Source organism: Sphingomonas sp. (assembly GCF_026460985.1).
In the GTDB taxonomy this organism is placed as follows: domain Bacteria; phylum Pseudomonadota; class Alphaproteobacteria; order Sphingomonadales; family Sphingomonadaceae; genus Sphingomonas.
This window is the reverse complement of sequence record NZ_JAPKNM010000077.1, coordinates 1-20,134: the sequence shown is the minus strand read 5'-3', so window position 1 is coordinate 20,134 and position 20,134 is coordinate 1. Positions and strand designations below refer to the sequence as shown.

Sequence of the window (20,134 nt, the reverse complement as noted above, 5' to 3'; positions counted from 1 at the left end):
CGCGCCAATCGCGGCCGGCGATTCCGGCGCGCCAAACCTTTCACATGCTGGAGATGCAGCCCGTGGCTACCGTGCTCGACAAGAACGACTATGTCATCAAGGACATCGAACTCGCCGATTTCGGCCGCAAGGAGATCGAGATCGCCGAGACCGAGATGCCGGGCCTGATGGCGCTGCGCGAGGAATTCGGCGCGTCGCAGCCGCTCAAGGGCGCGCGCATCACCGGTTCGCTCCACATGACGATCCAGACCGCGGTGCTGATCGAGACGCTGACCGCGCTCGGCGCCGACGTCCGCTGGGCGACCTGCAACATCTTCTCGACGCAGGACCATGCCGCTGCCGCCATCGCCGCCGCGGGCATCCCCGTCTTCGCGGTGAAGGGCGAGAGCCTGGCCGAATATTGGGACTATGTCGGCGACATCTTCAACTGGGGCGCGGACGGCGACGGCACCACCGCCAACATCATCCTGGACGACGGCGGCGACGCGACGATGTTCGCTTTGTGGGGTGCCAAGCTCGAGGCCGGCGCGACGCTCGGCGAGCCGGAGAATGACGAGGAAGTCGAGTTCCAGCGCGCGCTCAAGGCGTTCATCGCCAAGTATCCGGGCTACCTGACCGAGACGGTCAAGAACCTGAAGGGCGTCTCGGAAGAGACCACCACCGGCGTCCACCGCCTGTACGAGATCGCCAAGAAGGGCGAGCTGCCCTTCCCGGCGATCAACGTGAATGACAGCGTCACCAAGTCGAAGTTCGACAACCTTTATGGCTGCAAGGAATCGCTGGTCGACGCGATCCGCCGCGCCACCGACGTGATGCTCGCCGGCAAGGTCGCTTGCGTCGCCGGCTTCGGCGACGTCGGCAAGGGCTCGGCCCAGTCGCTCCGCAACGGCGGCGCGCGCGTGCTCGTCACCGAGATCGACCCGATCTGCGCGCTGCAGGCGGCGATGGAGGGCTTCGAGGTCGTGACGATGGAAGAGGCGGTCAAGCGCGCCGACATCTTCTGCACCGCGACGGGCAATGCCGACGTGATCACCGCCGATCACATGAAGGCGATGAAGCCGATGTCGATCGTCTGCAACATCGGCCACTTCGACAGCGAGATCCAGATCGCGGCGCTCAGCAACTATGAGTGGACCGAAGTGAAGCCGGGCACCGACCTGGTCAAGTTCCCCGACGGCAAGCAGATCATCGTGCTCGCCAAGGGCCGCCTGGTGAACCTGGGCTGCGCGACCGGCCACCCGTCGTTCGTTATGTCGTCGTCCTTCACCAACCAGACGCTCGCGCAGATCGAGCTGTGGACCAAGGGCGACCAGTACAAGAACGAAGTCTATGTGCTGCCGAAGCATCTCGACGAGAAGGTCGCGGCGCTGCACCTCGAGAAGCTCGGCGTAAAGCTTTCGAAGCTCACCCAGAAGCAGGCCAACTATATCGGCGTGCCGGTGGAAGGGCCGTTCAAGCCGGATCACTACCGCTACTAAGTCCTTGCCAGCAGGTTCGGAAAAGGCCGCGTCTCCCTCCCGGAGGCGCGGCCTTTTTTGTTTGAGCGGATATCGGTGTGTTGCAACAATGCTACACTTTTGCGGGAACCGTACCAACATTGCGCCGGAACAAGGATCGGAATCACGCCGGAAGCGTAACGGAAGGAGGCGTTAGCCATAACCGTAAAAGGGGATAATGATGGCGTACCGTGTTTTCCGCTCGCGCGGACTGCTTACCGTTTCCGCTGCCGCGCTCTCGCTGGCATGTCTTTCCGCAAACGCGCAGACCGCCGCGCCCGGCCAGGCAGAGGACAGTGCTCCCGAAACCGCCGCCGCGCAGGATGCACCGCAGGAACCCGAAGCGACCGAGGTGGTGGTCACCGGCTCGCGCATCCGCCAGACGCCGGGCTTCGATACGCCCAATCCGGTGGTGTCGATCGGTTCCGAGACGCTCCAGGCCTCCGGCACGACCAACCTGACCGATTTCCTGACCGGCTATCCGGCGTTGCAGGGTTCGTCGACTTCGGGCGACAATTCAGGCGACCGCGCGGGCATCGGCTTTACCGGTCTCAACCTGCTCGACCTGCGCAATCTCGGTACCCAGCGCACGCTGGTGCTGGTCGACGGCCGCCGCCACGTCGCGGGCGTGCCCGGCAGCGCGGCGATCGACATCAACACGATCCCGAACGACCTGGTCGAGCGCATCGAGGTGCTCACCGGTGGCGCGTCGGCGATCTACGGCGCCGACGGCGTGACCGGCGTCGTCAACTTCATCCTCAAGAAGGATTTCGACGGTATCACCGCGCGCGCCCAGGCGGGCATCTCCGAATATGGCGATGCGGGCCAGCGGCTCTTCTCGATCACTGCCGGCAAGAACTTCGCCGGAGGGCGCGGCAATTTCGCCGTCTCCTATGAATATGGCATCGACGATCGGCTCCAGACGCGCGATCGCGCCAATCTGCGCGGCACCGATGCGATCGGCTTCTATCGCAATCCCAATGGCACCAGCCCGACCTATGTGCCGCTGAACAACATCCGTTATTTCGATACCAACCGCGAGGGCGGCATCGACATCGATCAGGATGGCTTCCCCGATTATCTGGTGAATGCGAGCGGTGCGGTCGTTCCGTTCGATCCGGGCACGTTCGTCCCGAATTTCTACCAGCAGGGCGGCAACGCCACGCTCGTCTCCGACTATCGCAACGACCTGCTTCCCAAGGTCGAGCGGCACGTGGTCAACGCGCTCGCGCACTTCGACGTTTCGGACGCAGTGACGATCTTCGCGGAGGCCAAATACGCCAATACGCGCAGCTTCTCGCTCGCTCAGCCGACCTTCGACTATTATCTGGTGATCCCCGAGGACAATCCCTTCATCCCGGCATCGCTGCAGCCGCTGGTCGCCGCCGAGGGCCTGGGGAGCGTGCTCGTCAACCGCGACAATTTCGACTTCGGCCAGCGTGGCGAGGACATTCGCCGCGAGACGTGGCGCGGCGTCATCGGCGTGCGCGGCGAGCTGAGCAGCCACCTCAACTACGAAGCATCGTACACCTATGGCCGCACCGATGTGCGCAACCGCTACGTCAACGACATCCTCGACGATCGCTTCTATGCGGCGATCGACGCGGTGCAGGGGCCGAACGGCCCCACCTGCCGCGTCAATATCGACCCGACCTGGACGCCGACCCAACCCTATAACTATACGCGCGAAGAACACGCGCCGACGACGTTCCAACCGGGCCAGTGCATTCCGATCAATCTGTTCGGCGAAGGGCTGAACAGCCAGGCCGCGCTCGACTGGATCCTCACCGACACGGTCGATCGGTCGCGCATCGAGCAGCATGTCGCCTCGGCCTATCTGAGCGGCGACCTGGGCGGGCTCTTCACGTTGCCGGGGGGCGCCGTCGGCTTCTCGGTCGGCGCGGAATATCGCAAGGAAAAGAGCCGTTTCACGCCCGACCCGCTGGCCGCGCAGGGGCTGACCTTCACCAACGCGCTGACCACCGACGCGGGCGAGTATGACGTCAAGGAAGTGTTCGGCGAGTTGCGCGTGCCGCTGCTCAAGGACCGCTTCATCCATCGGCTCGAGATCGGCGGCGCGGTGCGCTATTCGGATTATTCGACCATCGGCACCACGACGTCGTGGAAAGTCGACGGTGCTTTCGCGCCGATCCGCGACATCACCTTCACCGGTACCTACTCGAAGGCGGTACGCGCGCCGAACATCGGCGAGCTCTTCTCGGGCAATTCGCAGACGTTCGAGTTCATCACCGATCCGTGTTTGCCCGACGAGATCCAGTTCGGCACGCAGTATCGCGCGGCGAACTGCCAGGCGCTGCTGACCTCGCTTGGTGCCGACCCGGCGACTTATGAAGATGTGCGCTCGACCAACATCCCGGGCTTCGCAGGGGGCAACCCCAACCTCTCCGAGGAAGAGGCGACGACCTGGACCGCGGGTGCGATCATCCAGCCGAGCTTCATCCCGGGGCTGTCGCTGCGCGCCGACTGGTATGACATCAAGCTGAAGAATGCGATCAATACGGTGACGTCCGAGCAGCTCGCGCAGCTCTGCGTCGATCAGCCGACCCTCGACAATCCGTTCTGCCCCGGAATCGTCCGTCAGAATGGCGCCGCGGGCACGGCTCTCGCGGGCAATATCGTGGGCTTCACGGTGCTTCCGCAGAACGTCGCGAACTTCAGCACCGCGGGCCTCGACGTGAACTTCAACTACCGTCTGCGCACCGACAATCTCGGTACGTTCAACCTGTCGATAGTCGGCAACTATCTCGACCGGCTGGAGTTCATCGGCACCCCTGGTGCCGATGTGACCAACCGCCGCCAGGAAGCGCTGTTCCGGGCCCCGAAATATACGGTGAATGCCGATCTGACGTGGCAGAAGGGCGGCCTGACGGTGAATTATGGCATCCTGTGGTTCAGCAAGACGCTGCGCTACAGCAATCAGGAGGTGGCGGGCGACCCCGACATCGTCGCGCCTGAGTATCTGTGGCTCAAGGAACGCTGGCAGCACGACATCTATGCCAGCTACGACGTGAACGACAAATTCCAGATCTATGGTGGCGTCCGCAACCTCTGGGGCCAGAAGCCCGACCTCGGGACCAGCATCTATCCGGTCAACTCGATAGGCCGATTCGGTTTCGTCGGCGCGCGGGTGAAGCTGCCGAGCTTCTGAAGCCGGGTAGATTGCAGGAAAAGGGGGCCGGTGCGAGCCGGCCCCCTTTTCTTTGGTCTCGACACACTTCGAGTCGGCCGATCCGGTGTTTGCGTCAGATCGTCGCGAGACCGTGCTGGAGATTGCGGCCGGGCGGGCGCTGCTTCGTTTCACTCCCGGATCGTGAGTAACAACGAAGCAAATCCCGAAGCCGGGGCTGCACGTGAGAGGATCGGCGAGATCCTGCGTTCGGCCTTGGGCGCGCCCGAGGAAGAGGCGCTGGAAGACGAGACGCGGCGGCTCATGCTGCAGCTCTCGATCGAGCCGCTCGACAATGCGGGCGTGGATTTCCGGGCCGCGACGACGGTGTCGCAGGCGCGTCACCCATTGCTGCGCCGGCTGCTCGGCAAGAATGGCGGGGCGCCTCACGCCTAGCCGGTGCGCAAGCCGCTTTCCGATCGGCGGCGCTTTGCCTAAGGATTGCGCCATGATGGCGCAGCGAAGCCGCGGAGAGGCGGCTTGATCGAGATTCCGCAATCGGCGGCGATAGGGGCGGGGGCGGTGCTCGCGCTGCTGGTGCTCGGCGCGACCTGGATGCTGTTCGCGGGGCTGCGGCTCCGCGCCGAAGCCAGGGAAACCGCCGATCGCGACGCGCGGCTGGCGGCCCTGGTCGCCGGATCGCCCGCGCAGGCGATGATCGTGCGCGCCGACGGCCGCGTCGAGGTGCCGCGACGGCTGGCCGACTGGCTCGGCCTCGACCTGCTCCCGCGCGAGCTCGCCGACCTTGCCGGGATCGAGAGCGGGCTGGTCGCGGACGATGCGACTGCGCTCGAGGCCTATGTGATCGCGGCGCAGAAGGCCGGCCAGCCGTTCAGCCTGTCGGTGCGGGCGCAGGGCTCCGAGCGCGCGTTGCTGGTGATCGGCGAGCGCGCGAGCGACAGCATGCGCGCGCCGGGCGGCGTGGTGCTGTGGTTCCTCGACGCGACCGAGAGCCAGAGCGAGATCAACCGGCTGCAGCGCGAGGCATCGCGGCTGCGCGCGGCGTTCGACGCGCTCACCGCGTTGATCGAGGCGGCGCCGATGCCGATGTGGTATCGCGGGCCCGATCTCAAGCTGCTGATGGTCAATTCGGCCTATGTCCGCGCGGTCGAGGGCGGCGACAGCGAGGATGTCGTCGCGCACGGGCTCGAGCTGGTCGAGGGCGCCGGGCTCGGCGGTCCGCTCGCCAACGCCGCGATCGCGCGCGATACCGGCGAGCCGCAGACTGCCGCGATGCCCGCGACGATCGGCGGCGCGCGGCGGATGCTGCGGCTCCACGACGTACCGTTGCCGACCGGCGGCGTGGCGGGCTTCGCGATCGACATCGAGGAATTCGAGCAGCTGCGCGGCGGGCTCAAGCGCTTCGGCGAGGCGCAGCGCGCGATGCTCGACCGGCTCTCCGCGGGCGTCGCCCAGTTCGCGCCGGACCGCAGTATGGCGTTCTGCAACCAGCCCTTCCGCCGCATGTTCGCGATGCGGAACGAATGGCTGGCGGATCGCCCCGAGTTCGACCGCGTGCTCGATCGCATGCGCGAGGCGAACCGGTTGCCCGAGGTGCGCGACTATCCGGCGTGGAAGGCCGAGCGCCGCGAATGGTTCACGTCGCCCGATGCGGTCGAGGAGACGTGGAGCGTCGCGGGCACGCATCTGCGCGTGGTCGCGCAGCCGCTTCCCGAGGGCGGGCTGCTGCTGATCTTCGAGGACCGCACCCAGCAGTTCGAGCTCCAGCGCGAGCATGGCGAGATGCAGCAGGTGCGCACCGCGACGCTCGAGAGCCTCGCCGAGGCGGTGGCGGTGTTCGGCAAGGGGCGGCTGCAGCTGTGGAACCGCAAGTTCCGCCAGGTCTGGGGCTTCGAGGACAGCTTCCTCGACGGGCATCCGCAGATCGGGCAATTGGTGAAGGCGGCGGGCCCCAAGCTCACTAATCCGGGGCGCGCCGACGTGCTGGGCGACCTGATCCGGCTGGCCGCCAAGGACCGGCAGACGCGCGGCAGCACCATCGCCTTCGCCGACGGGCGCCATTTCGACCTCACCGCGGTTCCGCTCCCCGACGGCAACGCGCTGGTGACGATGCTCGACACCACTGATCATCACCGGGCCGAGCGTGCGCTTCGGGATCGCAACGAGGCGCTGGAAGCGGCGGACCGGGTCAAGACCGCCTTCGTCGCCAATATGAGCTACGAGCTGCGCACGCCGCTCACCTCGATCAAGGGCTTCACCGAGATGCTGCACGGCGGGTTCGCCGGCAAGCTGACCAAGAGCGCGGTCGAATATACCGAGGCGATCCTCACCTCGGTCGACCGGCTGAGCGCGCTGGTCGACGACGTGCTCGATCTGACCCAGAGCGAAGGCACGCCGATGGACCGGGTGCCGGTCGATCTCGAGCTGGCGGCGAATACTGCGGCCGAGGCGATCGCGCCGCTCGCCAAGGCCAAGAGGATCGAATTGGTGGTGGAGGATGCCGGCACCGCGGGGAGCGTGACGGGCGACCTCAGGCGGCTGCGGCAAGTGATCGAGCATCTGCTGCGCCACGCGGTGGCGTGCACGCCCGAGGACGGCCGCGTGCTGCTCCACCTCGACGGCAACGCCAAGGTCGCGCGGGTGATCGTATCGGACAATGGGCCTGGGATGAGCGCGGAGGCAGTGGCCAGGGCGTTCGACAGCTTCGCCCAGCACGGCATATCGCGCAGCGGCGAGCGCGCGCTGGGACTGGGCATGCCGCTCGCCAAGCAGTTCGTCGAAGCGCATGGCGGGCGGATCGAGCTGATCTCCGAGCCGGGCGAGGGGACGCTGGTGACGGTGGAGCTGCCGCGGTGAGGGGGGACTTTGACGAAATCCTCCCCCGGAGGGGGAGGGGGACCAGCGAAGCTGGTGGAGGGGTAGTCTCCACGGGCGATGTCGCTTGGGGCGCGCTACCCCTCCACCGCCTTCGGCGGTCCCCCTCCCCCTCCGGGGGAGGATTCTGATGCGGCTCGCTTCTCCCGAAGATTCGCTGGCGCTGGGCGCGTGGCTCGCGGAAATCGCCCGGCCCGGCGACGTGATCGCGCTTTCCGGCCCGCTCGGCGCGGGCAAGACGAGCATCGCGCGGGGGCTGCTCGCTGCGTTGGGGCTGGAGGAGGAGGCGCCGAGCCCGAGCTTCGCGATCGTCCAGCCCTATGCGCCGCCCGAGGTGCGCTTTCCGGTCCTGCACGTCGATCTCTATCGCATCGAGGATCCCGACGAGGCGGAGGAACTTGGGCTCGACGATGCGCGCGGCGATTCGCTGCTGCTCGTCGAATGGCCGGAGCGCCTGGGCATGGATTACTGGCGCGATGCGCTGTGGCTCACCCTGGAACCGACGCCGGACGGCGCGCGTGCCTTGACAGCGCAGGTCCCGGAGGCATGGAGAGGCCGATGGCCCCAAATCCTATAGCTGACATGAATCCGCCCCCCGCGGCGCCCGACTTCCTGATCGCCGCCGGATGGGACGGGGCCGAGATCCGGCCGCTCGCCGGCGACGCCTCGTTCCGCCGCTATTTCCGCGTCGTCCACCACGACCGCAGCGCGATTCTGATGGACGCGCCGCCCCCGCACGAGGACCCGCGCCCGTTCATCTCGATCGCGCGCTGGCTCACCGGCAACGGCTTCGCGGCACCGGCGATCCTCGCCGAGAACCTCGACCACGGCCTCGTGCTGCTCGAGGATTTCGGCGACGCGCGGCTGCGCGAGACCGTGGACGCCGCGCCCGAGAGCGAGCTCCGTTTCTATGAGGAGGCGGTCGACCTGCTGATCCGGCTGGGCCAGCATCAGGCGGCGGACATCCGCCCCTACACCCTGGCCGAATATCAGCGCGAGGCGGCTTTGCTGCCCGAATGGTACACGCCCGCGGTGGGGCTCAGCGTCGACATGCAGGGCTATGCCGATGCCTGGGATCAGGTGCTCGCGCCGGTGCTGACGGGTCATACACCGGTCACGGTGCTGCGCGATTACCACGCCGAGAACATCATGCTGATCGAAGGCAGCGAGAGCTTGGGCCTGCTCGACTTCCAGGACGCGCTGGCGGGGCATCCCGCCTATGACCTCGTCTCGCTGCTGCAGGATGCGCGGCGCGACGTGGCGCCCGATCTCGAGACCGCGATGCTCGACCGCTACAAGAGGATCACCGGAGCGGGCGATAGCTTCGACGTGGCCTATCACGTGCTCGGCGCGCAGCGGAACGCCAAGATCATCGGCATCTTCACCCGGCTGTGGAAGCGCGACGGCAAGCCGCGCTACCCGGGGCTCTGCCCGCGCGTCTGGGGCTATCTGGAGCGCGACCTGAAGCATCCGGCATTGAAGCCTGTAGCCGACTGGTTCGACGCGCATGTGCCGGCCGCGCTGCGCGGCGACCCGCTGGCGATCGTCGGCGAATGAGTACCAGCGCGGTCTATTCGCTGCGGCCGCAGCCTACGGCGCCCGTGCCCGAGACGGCGATGGTGATGGCCGCCGGGCTCGGCAAAAGGATGCGGCCGCTGACAGCGACGCGACCCAAGCCGCTGGTCGAAGTCCAGGGCAAGACGTTGATCGACTACACCTTTGATCATCTCCGCGTGGCGGGGGTGAGGCGTGCGATCGTCAACGTCCATTATCTCGCCGACCAGATGGAGGCGCATCTCAAGGCGCGAGTGACCGATATCGAGCTGCTGATCTCCGACGAGCGCAGGCAGTTGATGGAGACCGGCGGCGGGATCGTCCAGGCGCGGGAGATGATCGGCGACCAGCCGTTCCTCTGCGTCAACAGCGACAATCTGTGGGTCGACGGGCCGATCGACGCGATCCGTGGGCTCGCGGCGCAGTGGGATGACGACCGGATGGACGCGCTGCTGCTGCTGGTGCCGCTGGCGCGGGCGCACAGCCATCGCGGGCAGGGCGACTTCCGTCTCGACGCGCTCGGGCGGATCACCGAACGCAGGAAGCCCGGCCGACTCGCGCCCTTCGTCTATACCGGCGTGCAGATCCTCTCGCCGCGGGTGATCCGGGACTGGCCCGAGGGGCCGTTCTCGACCAATTTGTTCTGGAACCGCGCGCTGGAGGCGGGGCGGCTGTGGGGCGTGGTGCACCAGGGGCTGTGGTTCGACGTCGGCACCCCGGCGGCGATCGGCGCGGCGGAGGCAGTGCTGGCGGAGATGTGACGGCGCAGCTAGGCTCGCTCGACCAATGCCCGAACGCCTGCATCTCTACACCATCCCGCCGCACCGCGCCTTTGCCGATGCGCTGGCGATCGGGCTGATCCGGCGGTTCGGGAGCGACCCGCTCAAGCTGGCGCGCGGGCTGGTGCTGCTGCCCAACAACCGTGCCAAGCGGGCGATCCACGACGCGTTCGTGCGCGAGAGCGAGAACGGGCTGTTGTTGCCGCGGCTGGTCGCGGTGGGCGATCCCGAGCTCGACGAGGCGGTGTTCGACGCCGCCGACGATGCCGAGCCGATCCCGGCGGCGGTCGATCCGCTCCAGCGGCGGATGATCCTCGCGCGGCTGATCCAGGAGGCGGGCGCGCCGGTCGACGCCGCCGAGGCAGTGCGGCTGGCGGGCGACCTCGCCAACACGCTCGATCAGCTGCTGATCGAGGAAGTCGCGCCGCGCGCGCTCAAGGAGATCGAGCTCAGCCAGGAGCTTTCGGCGCATTGGGAGCGCTCGCTCGCGCTGTTCGAAGTGGTGCTGACGCGCTGGCCGAAGGCGCTCGAACGGCTCGGGCGGATCGATCTCGCCGAGCGGCGGCGGCGGCTGGTCGACAAGGTGGCGAGAAGCTGGCGGAGCGCGCCGCCTGCTGGGTTCGTCTGCGCGGCGGGGGTGACCGCCTCGGCGCCGGCGTTCGCGCGGCTGCTGCGCACCGTGGCGGGGCTGCCGCGTGGGATGGTGGTGCTGCCCGGGCTCGCCACCGGGATCAGCGATACCGAATGGGATGCGCTCGGGCCGCACAAGCCCGATCCCGTGACCGGGCGGCGGCGGCGCAGTCTCGAAAGCCACCCGCAATATCATCTCAAGCTGCTGCTCGACCGGATGGGCGTGCACCGCAGCGAGTTCGACCCATGGCGCGCGGCGAGCGAGCATGACGCGCCGCCGGCACGAAGCAAGGCGATCGCCTCGGCGATGGCGCCGCCCGAGCTGACGCATGGCTGGACCGCGCTTCCGGCGGCCGAGCGGCGGCTCGACGGGGTGCGCGCGCTCGACGTGGCGACGCCGGCCGAGGAGGCGCAGGGGATCGCGCTGGCGCTGCGTGAAGTGCTCGAGGCGCCGGGGCGGACCGCGGCGCTGGTGACACCGGATCGCGCGCTGGCGCGGCGGGTGGCGGCGCATTGCGCGCGCTGGGGGATCGTGGTCGACGATTCCGCCGGCCAGCCATTGTCGATCCTGCCGCCGGGGACCTTGCTGCTCGCGCTCGCCGATGCCGCGGCACAGGGCTTTGCGCCGCTGCCGCTGCTGACCCTGCTCAAGCATCCGCTGGTGATGGCCGAGCGGCGCGGCGAATGGCTCGAAGGCGTGCGGCTGCTCGACCGCGCGCTGCGCGGGCCGCGCCCCGCGCCGGGGCTTGCGGGGATCGACCGGCATCTGGCCGAGCAGGAGGGGCGGGACGGGCATCTGCGTCGCGCGGCGCTGCGTTGGTGGCCCGAGGCGCGAGGCCTGCTGGCACCGCTGGAGAATGTGTTCGCGAGTGGGGCGCGGCCGTTGCCGGCGTTGCTCGCGGCGTTGCGCGAGACGGCGCAGGCCTTGGGCGGCGATGCGCTCTGGGTGCGGGCCGAGGGACGTGCCGCCGCCGATCTGCTCGATGCGGCGGAGCGCGAGGCGGCCAACGGCCCGCCGAGCGCCGAGCCCGAGGCGCTGGCGCCGATGCTGCGCACGCTGATGGACGAGCAAGCGGTGCGGCCGCCGCAGGGCGGACATCCGCGGCTGGCGATCCTCGGTTTGATCGAGGCGCGGCTGCAGACCGCCGACCTGATGATCCTCGGCGGATTGAACGAAGGCGTGTGGCCCGGGCTGCCCGCGCCCGATCCGTGGCTGGCGCCGCGGATTCGCGCCGAGCTGGGCCTGCCGGGCCTCGAGCGACGGATCGGGCTTTCGGCGCATGATCTGGCGGGGGCGCTCGGGGCACCGCAAGTGCTGCTCACCCGGGCGCGGCGCGATGCGAGCGCGCCGACGATCGCATCGCGCTTCTGGCTGCGGTTGGAGGCGCTGTCGGGCGGGCTCGACCGGGCGCGCGAAGTCGAGGCGTGGCTGCGGGCGATCGATGATCCGGGCGAGCACCAGCCGGCCGAGCGGCCTGCGCCGCAGCCTGCGGTGGAATTGCGGCCCAAGGCGTTGTCGGTGACCGAGGTCGATCGGCTCAAGGCCGATCCCTATGCCTTCTACGCGCGGCGGATGTTGCGGCTGATGCCGCTCGATCCGGTCGACGCCGATCCGAGCGCGGCGTGGCGTGGCACCGCGGTGCATGCGGTGCTCGAGCGCTGGTTCGCCGAGGATGATTGCGCGCCCGAGAAGCTCCGCGCGCGCGCCGAGGCGATGCTCGCCGACGAGCGGACGCATCCGATGATGCGCGCGCTCTGGGCACCGCGGCTGATGGAGGCAGTCGGCTGGATCGCCGCGCAGATCGCTGTCGATCCTTCGCGCAAGGTGATCGCGGTCGAGAAGCGCGGGATGATCCCGTTCGCAGGCGTGGAATTGAGCGGCACCTTCGATCGCATCGACCGGATGGACGACGGCAGCCTCGCGATCGTCGACTACAAGACCGGCAAGCCGCCGAGCCTCGCCGCGGTGCGCGAGGGGTTCAGCCTGCAATTGGGGCTGCTCGGGCTGATCGCCGAGCGGGGCGGGTTCGAGGGGATCGCGGGGCGAGCCAAGCATTTCGAATATTGGTCGCTGTCGCGCAATCGCGGAGGCGGGTTCGGCTATGTCGAGAGCCCATGCGACACGCGGCGGCGGGACTATCTGCCGGCGGATGAGTTCATCGATCGCGCGGTGGATCAGTTCGAGGGCGCGGCGCGGATGTGGCTCACCGGGGACGAGCCGTTCACTGCCAAGCTGCACCCGGATTACGCGCCCTATGCCGAGTACGACCAGCTGATGCGGCGGGATGAGTGGTATGGGCGTGAGTGAAGTCCGTCCCCTGCACCGCCTCAAGGGCAATCAGCGCCGCGCGAGCGATCCGGCGCGGCATATCTGGCTGTCGGCTTCGGCCGGGACCGGCAAGACGCAGGTGCTTGCGGCGCGGGTGTGGCGGCTGCTGCTCGCGGGGGTCGATCCAGGGGCGATCCTGTGCCTGACCTTCACCAAGGCGGGCGCGGCCGAGATGTCCGAGCGTATAACCAGCCGGCTGGCGCGCTGGGTGCGGGCGAGCGATGCCGAGCTGGTCGCCGATCTCGAGGCGCTGGGCGAGAGCATCGCGCCCGAGGGGCGTGCGCGGGCGCGGACGCTGTTCGCCAAGGTGCTCGACGCGCCGGGGGGCGGGATCCGCATCCAGACGATCCACAGCTTTTGCCAGTCGCTGCTAGCGGCCTTTCCGGTCGAGGCAGGGCTCGTCCCCGGTTTCCGCCCGCTCGACCAGCGCGAGGAGGCGGTGCTCGCGCGCGAGGCGCTGGCCGAGATGCTGATCGATGCCGGGCGCGAGGGGCGGACGGCGCTGATCGACTCGGTGGGCGCGCTGAGCCTCAGGCTGGGCGAGGGCAAGGCCGAGGCGTTCCTGAAGATGTGCGCGGCCAATGCCGAGGCGATGGCGGGGCTGCCGAGCGGGATCCAACCTTTCCTGCGTAGGGCGATGGACTTGCCGTCGGGCGATATCGACGCCGAGATCGAGACGAGTTGCGGCGACGATGCGTTCGATCTGGCTGCCTTGCGCGAAGTCGCCGCGATGAACGCGGCCTGGGGGACCAAGTCGGGGCTGGCACGCGCCGAGGAGATCGCGATGTGGCTCACGCTGCCCCCGGGCAAGCGCGCGCTGCGGCTGGCCGATCTCCACTCGGTCTGGGCCACCGCCAAGGGCGAGCCGCGCTCGTTCGGCAAGGGACAGGCGTCGCAGGAGCCCGGCTATGCCGATCTGGCGATGCGGCTGCATGGGCGCTGTAGCGAGCTGATCGGGATGAAGGTCCAGGCCGATTTCGCCGACCTGCTCGCGCGCGGGCTCGAGGCGGGGCGCGCCTATGCCGACACCTATGCCCGGGCGAAGCGACGGGTGGGTGCGGTCGATTTCAACGATCTGATCCGCAAGACCGTGGCGCTGCTCGCCGAGCCGGGCATGGGCGAATGGGTGCGCTACAAGCTCGATCAGGTGACCGAGCATGTGCTGATCGACGAGGCGCAGGACACCAATCCGCAGCAATGGGCGATCGTCAGCGCGATCGCCGACGAGTTCTTCGCGGGCGAGGGCGCGCGCGGAGAGGCGGTGCGCACGCTGTTCACCGTCGGCGACTACAAGCAGGCGATCTTCGGCTTCCAGGGCACCGACCCGATCTATTTCCGCGCGGCGTTCGAGCGCTTCTGGCGAGCCTCGCGGGTGCAGGCGGAGTACGACGTCGAGGCGGCCGAGCTGGAATCGCTGTCGCTGACGCACAGCTTCCGCTCGACCCGGCCGGTGCTCGAATTCGTCGATGCGGCACTGGGGACGCTGCCCGCGCCGGGAATGGGCGATCTCAGTGACGCCGAGCCGCATGCCAGCGAAGTGCCGGGGCCGGGGACGGTCACGCTCTGGCCGGCGACCGTCGAGGGCGGGAGCGAGGCCGACGAGGAGGAATGGGTCGGCGACGCGACCCGCAAGCTCGCCGGCGATATCGCGCGGGCGATCAAGGCATGGCTGGCACAAGGGCTGATGCTCGAGAGCAAGGGCAGGGCACTGCGGCCCGAGGATGTGATGATCCTCGTCAAGCGGCGCGGCGAGCTGGCCTCGCTGATCGTCGCGCGGCTCTATGCCGAGGGCGTGCCGGTGGCCGGGGTCGACCGGCTGCGGCTCAACGCGCCGCTGGCGGTGCAGGACCTGCTCGCGGCGGTGCGCTTCGTGCTCCAGCCCGAGGACGATCTGTCGCTGGCGTCGCTGCTGGTCTCTCCGCTGATCGGGTGGAGCCAGGACGCGCTGATGGAAGCGGCGCTGCGGCCGAAGGGCGCGTCGCTCTGGGCGCATCTGCGCGCGACCGGCGGCGAACGGATCGCGCCGCTCGAGGCTTTGCTCAACCGCGCCGATTTCACCACGCCCTATCGTTTCCTGGAGGAGATCCTCTCGGGTCCGCTCGACGGGCGGCGCAAGCTGGTGCTGCGCCTGGGCGAGGAAGCGCGCGATCCGATCGAGGAACTGCTCAATGCCGCGCTCAATTTCGAGAATCTGGCGACGCCGTCGCTCCAGCGCTTCCTCGACTGGTTCGATCGTGGCGATGTCGAGATCGTCCGCGACGCGGCGCAGCCGGCGGGGGCGGTGCGGGTGATGACCGCGCATGGCGCCAAGGGGCTGCAGGCGCCGTTGGTGATCCTCGCCGACGCGACGGTCGATCCGACGCGGAGTCCGCGCGACTTCCTGCTCTGGGGTCCTGAGGATCATGAAGGCGCACCCTTCCCGATCTTCCGGCCGCGTGCGGCGGAGCGGGGCGGGGCGCTCGATGCGGTGCTTTCGCTCGCCGATGCGCGCGAGCTGCAGGAGCATTGGCGGCTGTTCTACGTCGCGGCGACGCGCGCCGAGGAGCGGCTGGTGATCGCGGGGGCGCTGGGGCCGATGGCCAAGGGCGTGCCGCCCGAGGCGAGCTGGTATGCGGCGTGTTCGCGGGCGTTCGACGCGCTTGAGGTGCCGGAGGGCGAACTGCGGATGTTCCGCGGGATCGCGCCCGCGGCACCGCTTCCGGTCGCGGCGAAGCAGAGCGGCGAGGTGGCGGAGCCATCGGCGCTGCCGGGCTGGATCGCAAAGCCTGCCCCGGCCGAGGCGCGGCCGCCGCGACCGCTTGCGCCCTCGTCGCTGGGCGAAGACCTTGCCGCCGATCCGCCGCCGACGCCGGCAATGCGCGTGGCGGCCGAGCGCGGGCGGTTGCTCCACGCGCTGTTCGAGCGATTGCCGGCGCTGGGAGCCGATGCGCGCGCGGAAGCGGCGGAGCGCTGGCTGGCGGGGCCGGGCGGAGTCGCGGACGCCGATGCGCGGACCGAGATCGCCGCGGCGGCGCTGACGGTGATCGGGGACCCGCGTTTCGCCGAATGGTTCGTGCCCGAGGCGCTGGCCGAGGCGCCGATCGCGGCGGTGGTCGAGGGGCTGGTGGTTTCGGGGACGGTCGACCGGCTGATCGTGACGCCGGACAGCGTGCGCGTCGTCGACTTCAAGACCGCACGGCGGGCACCGGCGAGCGTGGACGCGATCCCACCCTATCATTTGCGCCAGATGGCCGCCTATGCGGGGGCACTGGGGGTGATCTTTCCCGGCCGTCGGATCGAGGCTGCGTTGCTCTACACCGCGGGGCCGACGCTCCACCTGCTGCCGCCGGAGCTGCTCGCGGCGCAAAAGGCGGACTTGGTGGCCATGGAGCAAAGCTTGGCTTCGCGCGCTTGAGCCGGAACGATCGCGCACATAGATAAGACGCCAAGACGCTATCAGGAGAAGTTTCCATGGCCACTCAGGCTACCACCGACGCCAGCTTCGACACCGATGTCCTCCAGGCCGACAAGCCTGTCCTCGTCGATTTTTGGGCCGAATGGTGCGGGCCGTGCCGGATGATCGCGCCGGCGCTCGAGGAACTGGCCGACGAGCTCGGCGAGAAGGTCAATATCGTCAAGCTCGACATCGACGAGAATCCCGACGCGCCGACCAAGTATGGCGTGCGCGGCATCCCGACGATGATCCTGTTCAAGAACGGCCAGCCGGCCGCCACCCAGGTCGGTGCGATGCCCAAGAGCGGCATCAAGCAGTGGATCGAGCGCGAGCTCTGATCGCACGCCACTGACGAAGATTACCCCCGTCGTCCGATCGTGGACGGCGGGGGTTTTCGTATCTGCGTCAGCCCGCCGCCTTGGCGAGCCCGCGCGAGAGCTGCAGCGCGCCGTGGAGCCGCGCGGCCGGATCGGCCCAGGCGCGGTTGATCACCAGCCGCATGTCGGGGCGCAGCCGTGCGGTCTCGCCGAGCTTGTCGACATAGGCGAGCAGGCCAGGGACGTTGGGGAACTTGTCCTCGTGGAAGGTCACCAGCGCGCCCTTGGGGCCGACGTCGATCTTGGCGATGCACGCCTTCTTGGCGTTGAGCTTGGCCTCGATCAGGCGGAGCAGATTGTCGGTAGGCTCGGGGAGCTTGCCGAAGCGGTCGATCAATTCGGCGGCGAAGGCCTCGATGCCCTGCTTGTCCTCGACTTCGTTGAGGCGGCGATAGAGCCCCATGCGCAGGTCGAGATCGGGGACATAGTCCTCGGGGATCATGATCGGCGCGTCGACGGTGATCTGCGGCGACAGGTCCTTGGGGCGGATGTCGTCGCGCAGGCCGCCGGCCTTGGCGTCGAGGATCGCCTCCTCGAGCATCGACTGGTAGAGTTCGTAGCCGACTTCCTTGATGTGCCCCGACTGCTCGTCGCCGAGCAGATTGCCTGCGCCGCGAATGTCGAGATCATGGGAGGCGAGCTGGAAGCCTGCCCCCAGCGTCTCGAGGTCTGAAAGGACCTTCAGGCGCTTCTCCGCCGCCTCGGTCATCAGCCGCTCGGACGGGGTGGTGAGATAGGCATAAGCGCGGGTCTTGGAGCGTCCGACACGACCGCGGATTTGGTAGAGCTGCGCGAGGCCGAACTTGTCGGCGCGGTTGACGATCAGCGTGTTGGCGCTGGGGATGTCGAGCCCGGATTCGATGATCGTGGTCGAGACGAGCAGGTCGTAGCGGCGGTCGTAAAAGGCCGACATGCGCTCCTCGACTTCGGTCGGCGCCATCTGGCCGTGCGCGATGACGTAGCTGATCTCGGGGACGTCGTTGCGGAGGAACTCCTCGATCTCCGGCAGGTCCGAGATGCGCGGCGTGACGAAATAGGCCTGGCCGCCGCGATAATGTTCGCGCAGCAGCGCTTCGCGGAGGACGACCGGGTCCCAGGGCATGACATAGGTGCGCACCGCGAGGCGATCGACCGGCGGGGTCTGGATCACGGACAACTCGCGCAGGCCCGACATCGCCATCTGGAGGGTGCGCGGGATCGGCGTGGCGGTGAGGGTGAGGACATGGACGTCCGCCTTCATCGCCTTCAGCCGCTCCTTGTGCGTCACGCCGAAGCGCTGCTCCTCGTCGACGATGACGAGGCCGAGCCGCTTGAAGTCGATCGTCTTGGCGAGAATCGCATGCGTGCCGACGACCACGTCGATCTTGCCCTCGGCGAGCTTCTCGCGCGTCGCCTTGGCCTCGGCGGCAGGGACGAGGCGGGAGAGGCGGCCGATCTCGATCGGGAAGCCCTGGAAGCGCTCGACGAAATTGCGGTGGTGCTGGCGGGCGAGGAGGGTGGTCGGGCAGACCACCGCGACCTGCATCCCCGCCATCGCCGCGACGAAGGCGGCGCGCAGCGCGACCTCGGTCTTGCCGAAGCCGACATCGCCGACGATGAGCCGGTCCATCGGGCGGCCCGCGGCGAGATCCTCGAGCACGTCGCCGATCGCGCGGTCCTGGTCGTCGGTCTCCTCATAGGGAAAGCGGTCGACGAAGGCGGGGTAGCCGCCATGATCGGGCTCGGCGACTTCGGCGGGGCGGGTGGCGCGCTTGGCGGCAGTGGCGATGAGCTCGCCCGCGATCTCGCGGATCCGCTCCTTCATGCGCGACTTGCGGCGCTGCCACGCCTCGCCGCCGAGCCGGTCGAGCGTCGCGCCGTCCTCGCCCGCGCCGTAGCGGCTGAGCACCTCGAGATTCTCGACGGGGACGTAGAGCTTGTCGCCGCCGGCATATTCGAGCGCGACGCAATCGTGCGGAGCCTTCTGCACCGGGATCTGGGTCAGCCCGTCATAGCGGCCGATGCCGTGCTCGATATGCACGACGAGATCGCCCGGCGAGAGCGTGGCGAGCTCCTGGAGGAAGGCGTCGGTGTTCTTGCGGCGCTTCGAGCGGCGGACGAGACGGTCGCCGAGCATGTCCTGCTCGGTGAGCACCGCGACATCGGGCGCGGTGAAGCCATGATCGAGCGGCAGGACGATCAGGGCCACGCCCTTGTCGGCGGCGCCGAGCGCTTCCTGCCAGCTCTCCGCATTGCGCGCGCCCTTGAGGCCGTGATCGCCGAGCAGGCCGGCGAGGCGCTCGCGCGCGCCGTTCGAATAGCTGGCGAGGATCGGCTTCCTGCCGTCTTTCCGCACCTTGGCGAGGTGTGCGACCACCGCTTCGTAGACGTTCGATCCGGCGGCGCGTTCGGGTGCGAAATCGCGGGGACCGTCGACAAGGAAGTCGAGCACGGTGGCGGACTCAGGTTCGTGGAAGGACGTGGCGATATGGACCGGGCCATGATCGAGCGCGCGGGCCCATTCGTCGGGCGAGAGATAGAGTGTATCGGCGGCGAGCGGGCGATAGCTGCCCGGCGCGGTCGATTCGGCGCGGACGCGGTTCTGCTGATAGTCGGCGATCGCCTCGAAGCGCTGTTCGCCCGCACCCGCGGTGGCGGTGTCGCGGACGATCACCGCTTCGTCGGGCAAATGCGCGAACAGCGTATCGAGCCGTTCCTCGAACAAGGGCAGCCAATGCTCCATGCCGGCGAGGCGGCGGCCGTCGCTGATCGCCTGGTAGAGCGGATCGCCGGTCGCGGTGGCGCCGAACTGCTCGCGATAGCGGGTGCGGAAGCGCTTGATCGACTCCTCGTCGAGCAGCGCTTCGGAGGCGGGGAGCAAGGTGAAGCCGTCGACGCGGCCGATGGTGCGCTGGTCCTCGGGCGAGAAGGTGCGCAGGCTCTCGATCTCGTCGCCGAAGAAATCGAGGCGGAGCGCCTGCTCGGAACCTGAGGGGAAGAGGTCGACGAGGCCGCCGCGCACCGCGAACTCGCCCGAGTCGCTCACCGTGTCGACGCGGACATAGCCGTTCGCCTGGAGCAGCGCCGAGAGCTTGTCGAGGCCGATCCGCTCGCCCGGGGCGAGGCGCGCGACGAGCTGGCGGATGCGGAAGGGGGTGAGGGTGCGCTGGGTGGCGGCATTGACGGTGGTGACGAGCAGGCGCGGCTTGCCGGATTTGGACTGGAGCGCCTGGAGCGTGGCGAGGCGCTCGGCCATGACGCGCAGCGTGGGGCTGGCGCGGTCGTAGGGAAGGCAGTCCCAGGCCGGATAGGCGAGGATGTCGAGCTCGGGGGCGAAATAGGGCGCGGTAGACGCGATCGCGCGCATCGCCGCCTCGTCGGGCGCGATGAACACGGCCATGCTCCCCGCGCGGGCGAGGTCGGCCAGCATCCAGGGGAGAAAGCCGGTCGGGGCGCCCGCGAGGGTGAGGGGGCGGGTGGCGGAGAGGATGGTCTTGAGGTCGGGCATTCTATTCCTCTAGCCCCTCCCCTTCAG

At 68.7% G+C, this 20,134-nt stretch carries 11 protein-coding genes; 10 read left to right on the top strand and 1 reads right to left on the bottom strand.

Features of this window, described 5'->3' with window-relative positions; genetic code table 11:
- The first annotated feature begins 62 nt into the window (after positions 1-62).
- The 10 genes from ahcY (at position 63) to trxA (ending at position 16,581) form a co-directional block, all read left to right on the top strand.
- Positions 63-1,478, top strand: a complete 1,416-nt coding sequence (gene ahcY / locus MT490_RS12865; protein WP_297388314.1) for an adenosylhomocysteinase — start codon at positions 63-65, stop codon at positions 1,476-1,478.
- Between the two features lie 199 nt (positions 1,479-1,677).
- Positions 1,678-4,665, top strand: a complete 2,988-nt coding sequence (locus tag MT490_RS12860) for a TonB-dependent receptor (protein ID WP_297388217.1) — start codon at positions 1,678-1,680, stop codon at positions 4,663-4,665.
- Between the two features lie 162 nt (positions 4,666-4,827).
- A complete protein-coding gene (locus MT490_RS12855) occupies positions 4,828-5,079 on the top strand; it encodes a hypothetical protein (RefSeq protein ID WP_297388214.1) in 252 nt (83 codons plus the stop codon).
- 84 nt (positions 5,080-5,163) lie between these two features.
- Complete coding sequence (locus MT490_RS12850; protein WP_297388211.1) at positions 5,164-7,500, top strand: PAS domain-containing sensor histidine kinase; 2,337 nt, start codon at positions 5,164-5,166, stop codon at positions 7,498-7,500.
- Between the two features lie 148 nt (positions 7,501-7,648).
- Entirely contained in the window at positions 7,649-8,095 is a 447-nt protein-coding gene (gene tsaE / locus MT490_RS12845; RefSeq protein WP_297388208.1) for a tRNA (adenosine(37)-N6)-threonylcarbamoyltransferase complex ATPase subunit type 1 TsaE, read from the top strand.
- A gap of 5 nt (positions 8,096-8,100) precedes the next feature.
- Positions 8,101-9,075 carry a phosphotransferase gene (locus tag MT490_RS12840; protein WP_297388205.1) on the top strand — a complete coding sequence of 325 codons (975 nt, stop codon included), beginning with the start codon at positions 8,101-8,103 and terminating at the stop codon, positions 9,073-9,075.
- Complete coding sequence (locus MT490_RS12835; RefSeq protein ID WP_297388203.1) at positions 9,072-9,833, top strand: nucleotidyltransferase family protein; 762 nt, start codon at positions 9,072-9,074, stop codon at positions 9,831-9,833. Before MT490_RS12840 ends, MT490_RS12835 begins: the two co-directional genes overlap by 4 nt.
- Before the next feature lie 25 nt (positions 9,834-9,858).
- Positions 9,859-12,789 carry a double-strand break repair protein AddB gene (gene addB, locus MT490_RS12830; RefSeq protein WP_297388200.1) on the top strand — a complete coding sequence of 977 codons (2,931 nt, stop codon included), beginning with the start codon at positions 9,859-9,861 and terminating at the stop codon, positions 12,787-12,789.
- On the top strand, positions 12,776-16,204 hold the full coding sequence (gene addA, locus MT490_RS12825) for a double-strand break repair helicase AddA (RefSeq protein ID WP_297388197.1): 3,429 nt from the start codon (positions 12,776-12,778) through the stop codon (positions 16,202-16,204). The genes addB and addA overlap by 14 nt, the downstream gene beginning before the upstream one ends.
- A 56-nt stretch (positions 16,205-16,260) precedes the next feature.
- Positions 16,261-16,581, top strand: coding sequence for a thioredoxin TrxA (trxA, locus tag MT490_RS12820; protein WP_297388194.1), 321 nt, complete (start codon positions 16,261-16,263; stop codon positions 16,579-16,581).
- A gap of 67 nt (positions 16,582-16,648) precedes the next feature.
- On the opposite strand, the gene mfd is transcribed toward trxA, so the two are convergent.
- On the bottom strand, positions 16,649-20,107 hold the full coding sequence (gene mfd, locus MT490_RS12815; RefSeq protein WP_297388191.1) for a transcription-repair coupling factor: 3,459 nt from the start codon (positions 20,105-20,107) through the stop codon (positions 16,649-16,651).
- Positions 20,108-20,134 lie beyond the last annotated feature (27 nt).

Excerpts from the sequence above, each read along its gene's own strand:
- MT490_RS12860 (WP_297388217.1), top strand. The coding sequence starts at position 1,678 with ATGGCGTACCGTGTTTTCCGCTCGCGCGGACTGCTTACCGTTTCCGCT.
- tsaE (WP_297388208.1), top strand. The coding sequence starts at position 7,649 with ATGCGGCTCGCTTCTCCCGAAGATTCGCTGGCGCTGGGCGCGTGGCTC.
- MT490_RS12840 (WP_297388205.1), top strand. The coding sequence starts at position 8,101 with ATGAATCCGCCCCCCGCGGCGCCCGACTTCCTGATCGCCGCCGGATGG.
- MT490_RS12835 (WP_297388203.1), top strand. The coding sequence starts at position 9,072 with ATGAGTACCAGCGCGGTCTATTCGCTGCGGCCGCAGCCTACGGCGCCC.
- addB (WP_297388200.1), top strand. The coding sequence starts at position 9,859 with ATGCCCGAACGCCTGCATCTCTACACCATCCCGCCGCACCGCGCCTTT.
- addA (WP_297388197.1), top strand. The coding sequence starts at position 12,776 with ATGGGCGTGAGTGAAGTCCGTCCCCTGCACCGCCTCAAGGGCAATCAG.
- trxA (WP_297388194.1), top strand. The coding sequence starts at position 16,261 with ATGGCCACTCAGGCTACCACCGACGCCAGCTTCGACACCGATGTCCTC.
- mfd (WP_297388191.1), bottom strand. The coding sequence starts at position 20,107 with ATGCCCGACCTCAAGACCATCCTCTCCGCCACCCGCCCCCTCACCCTC.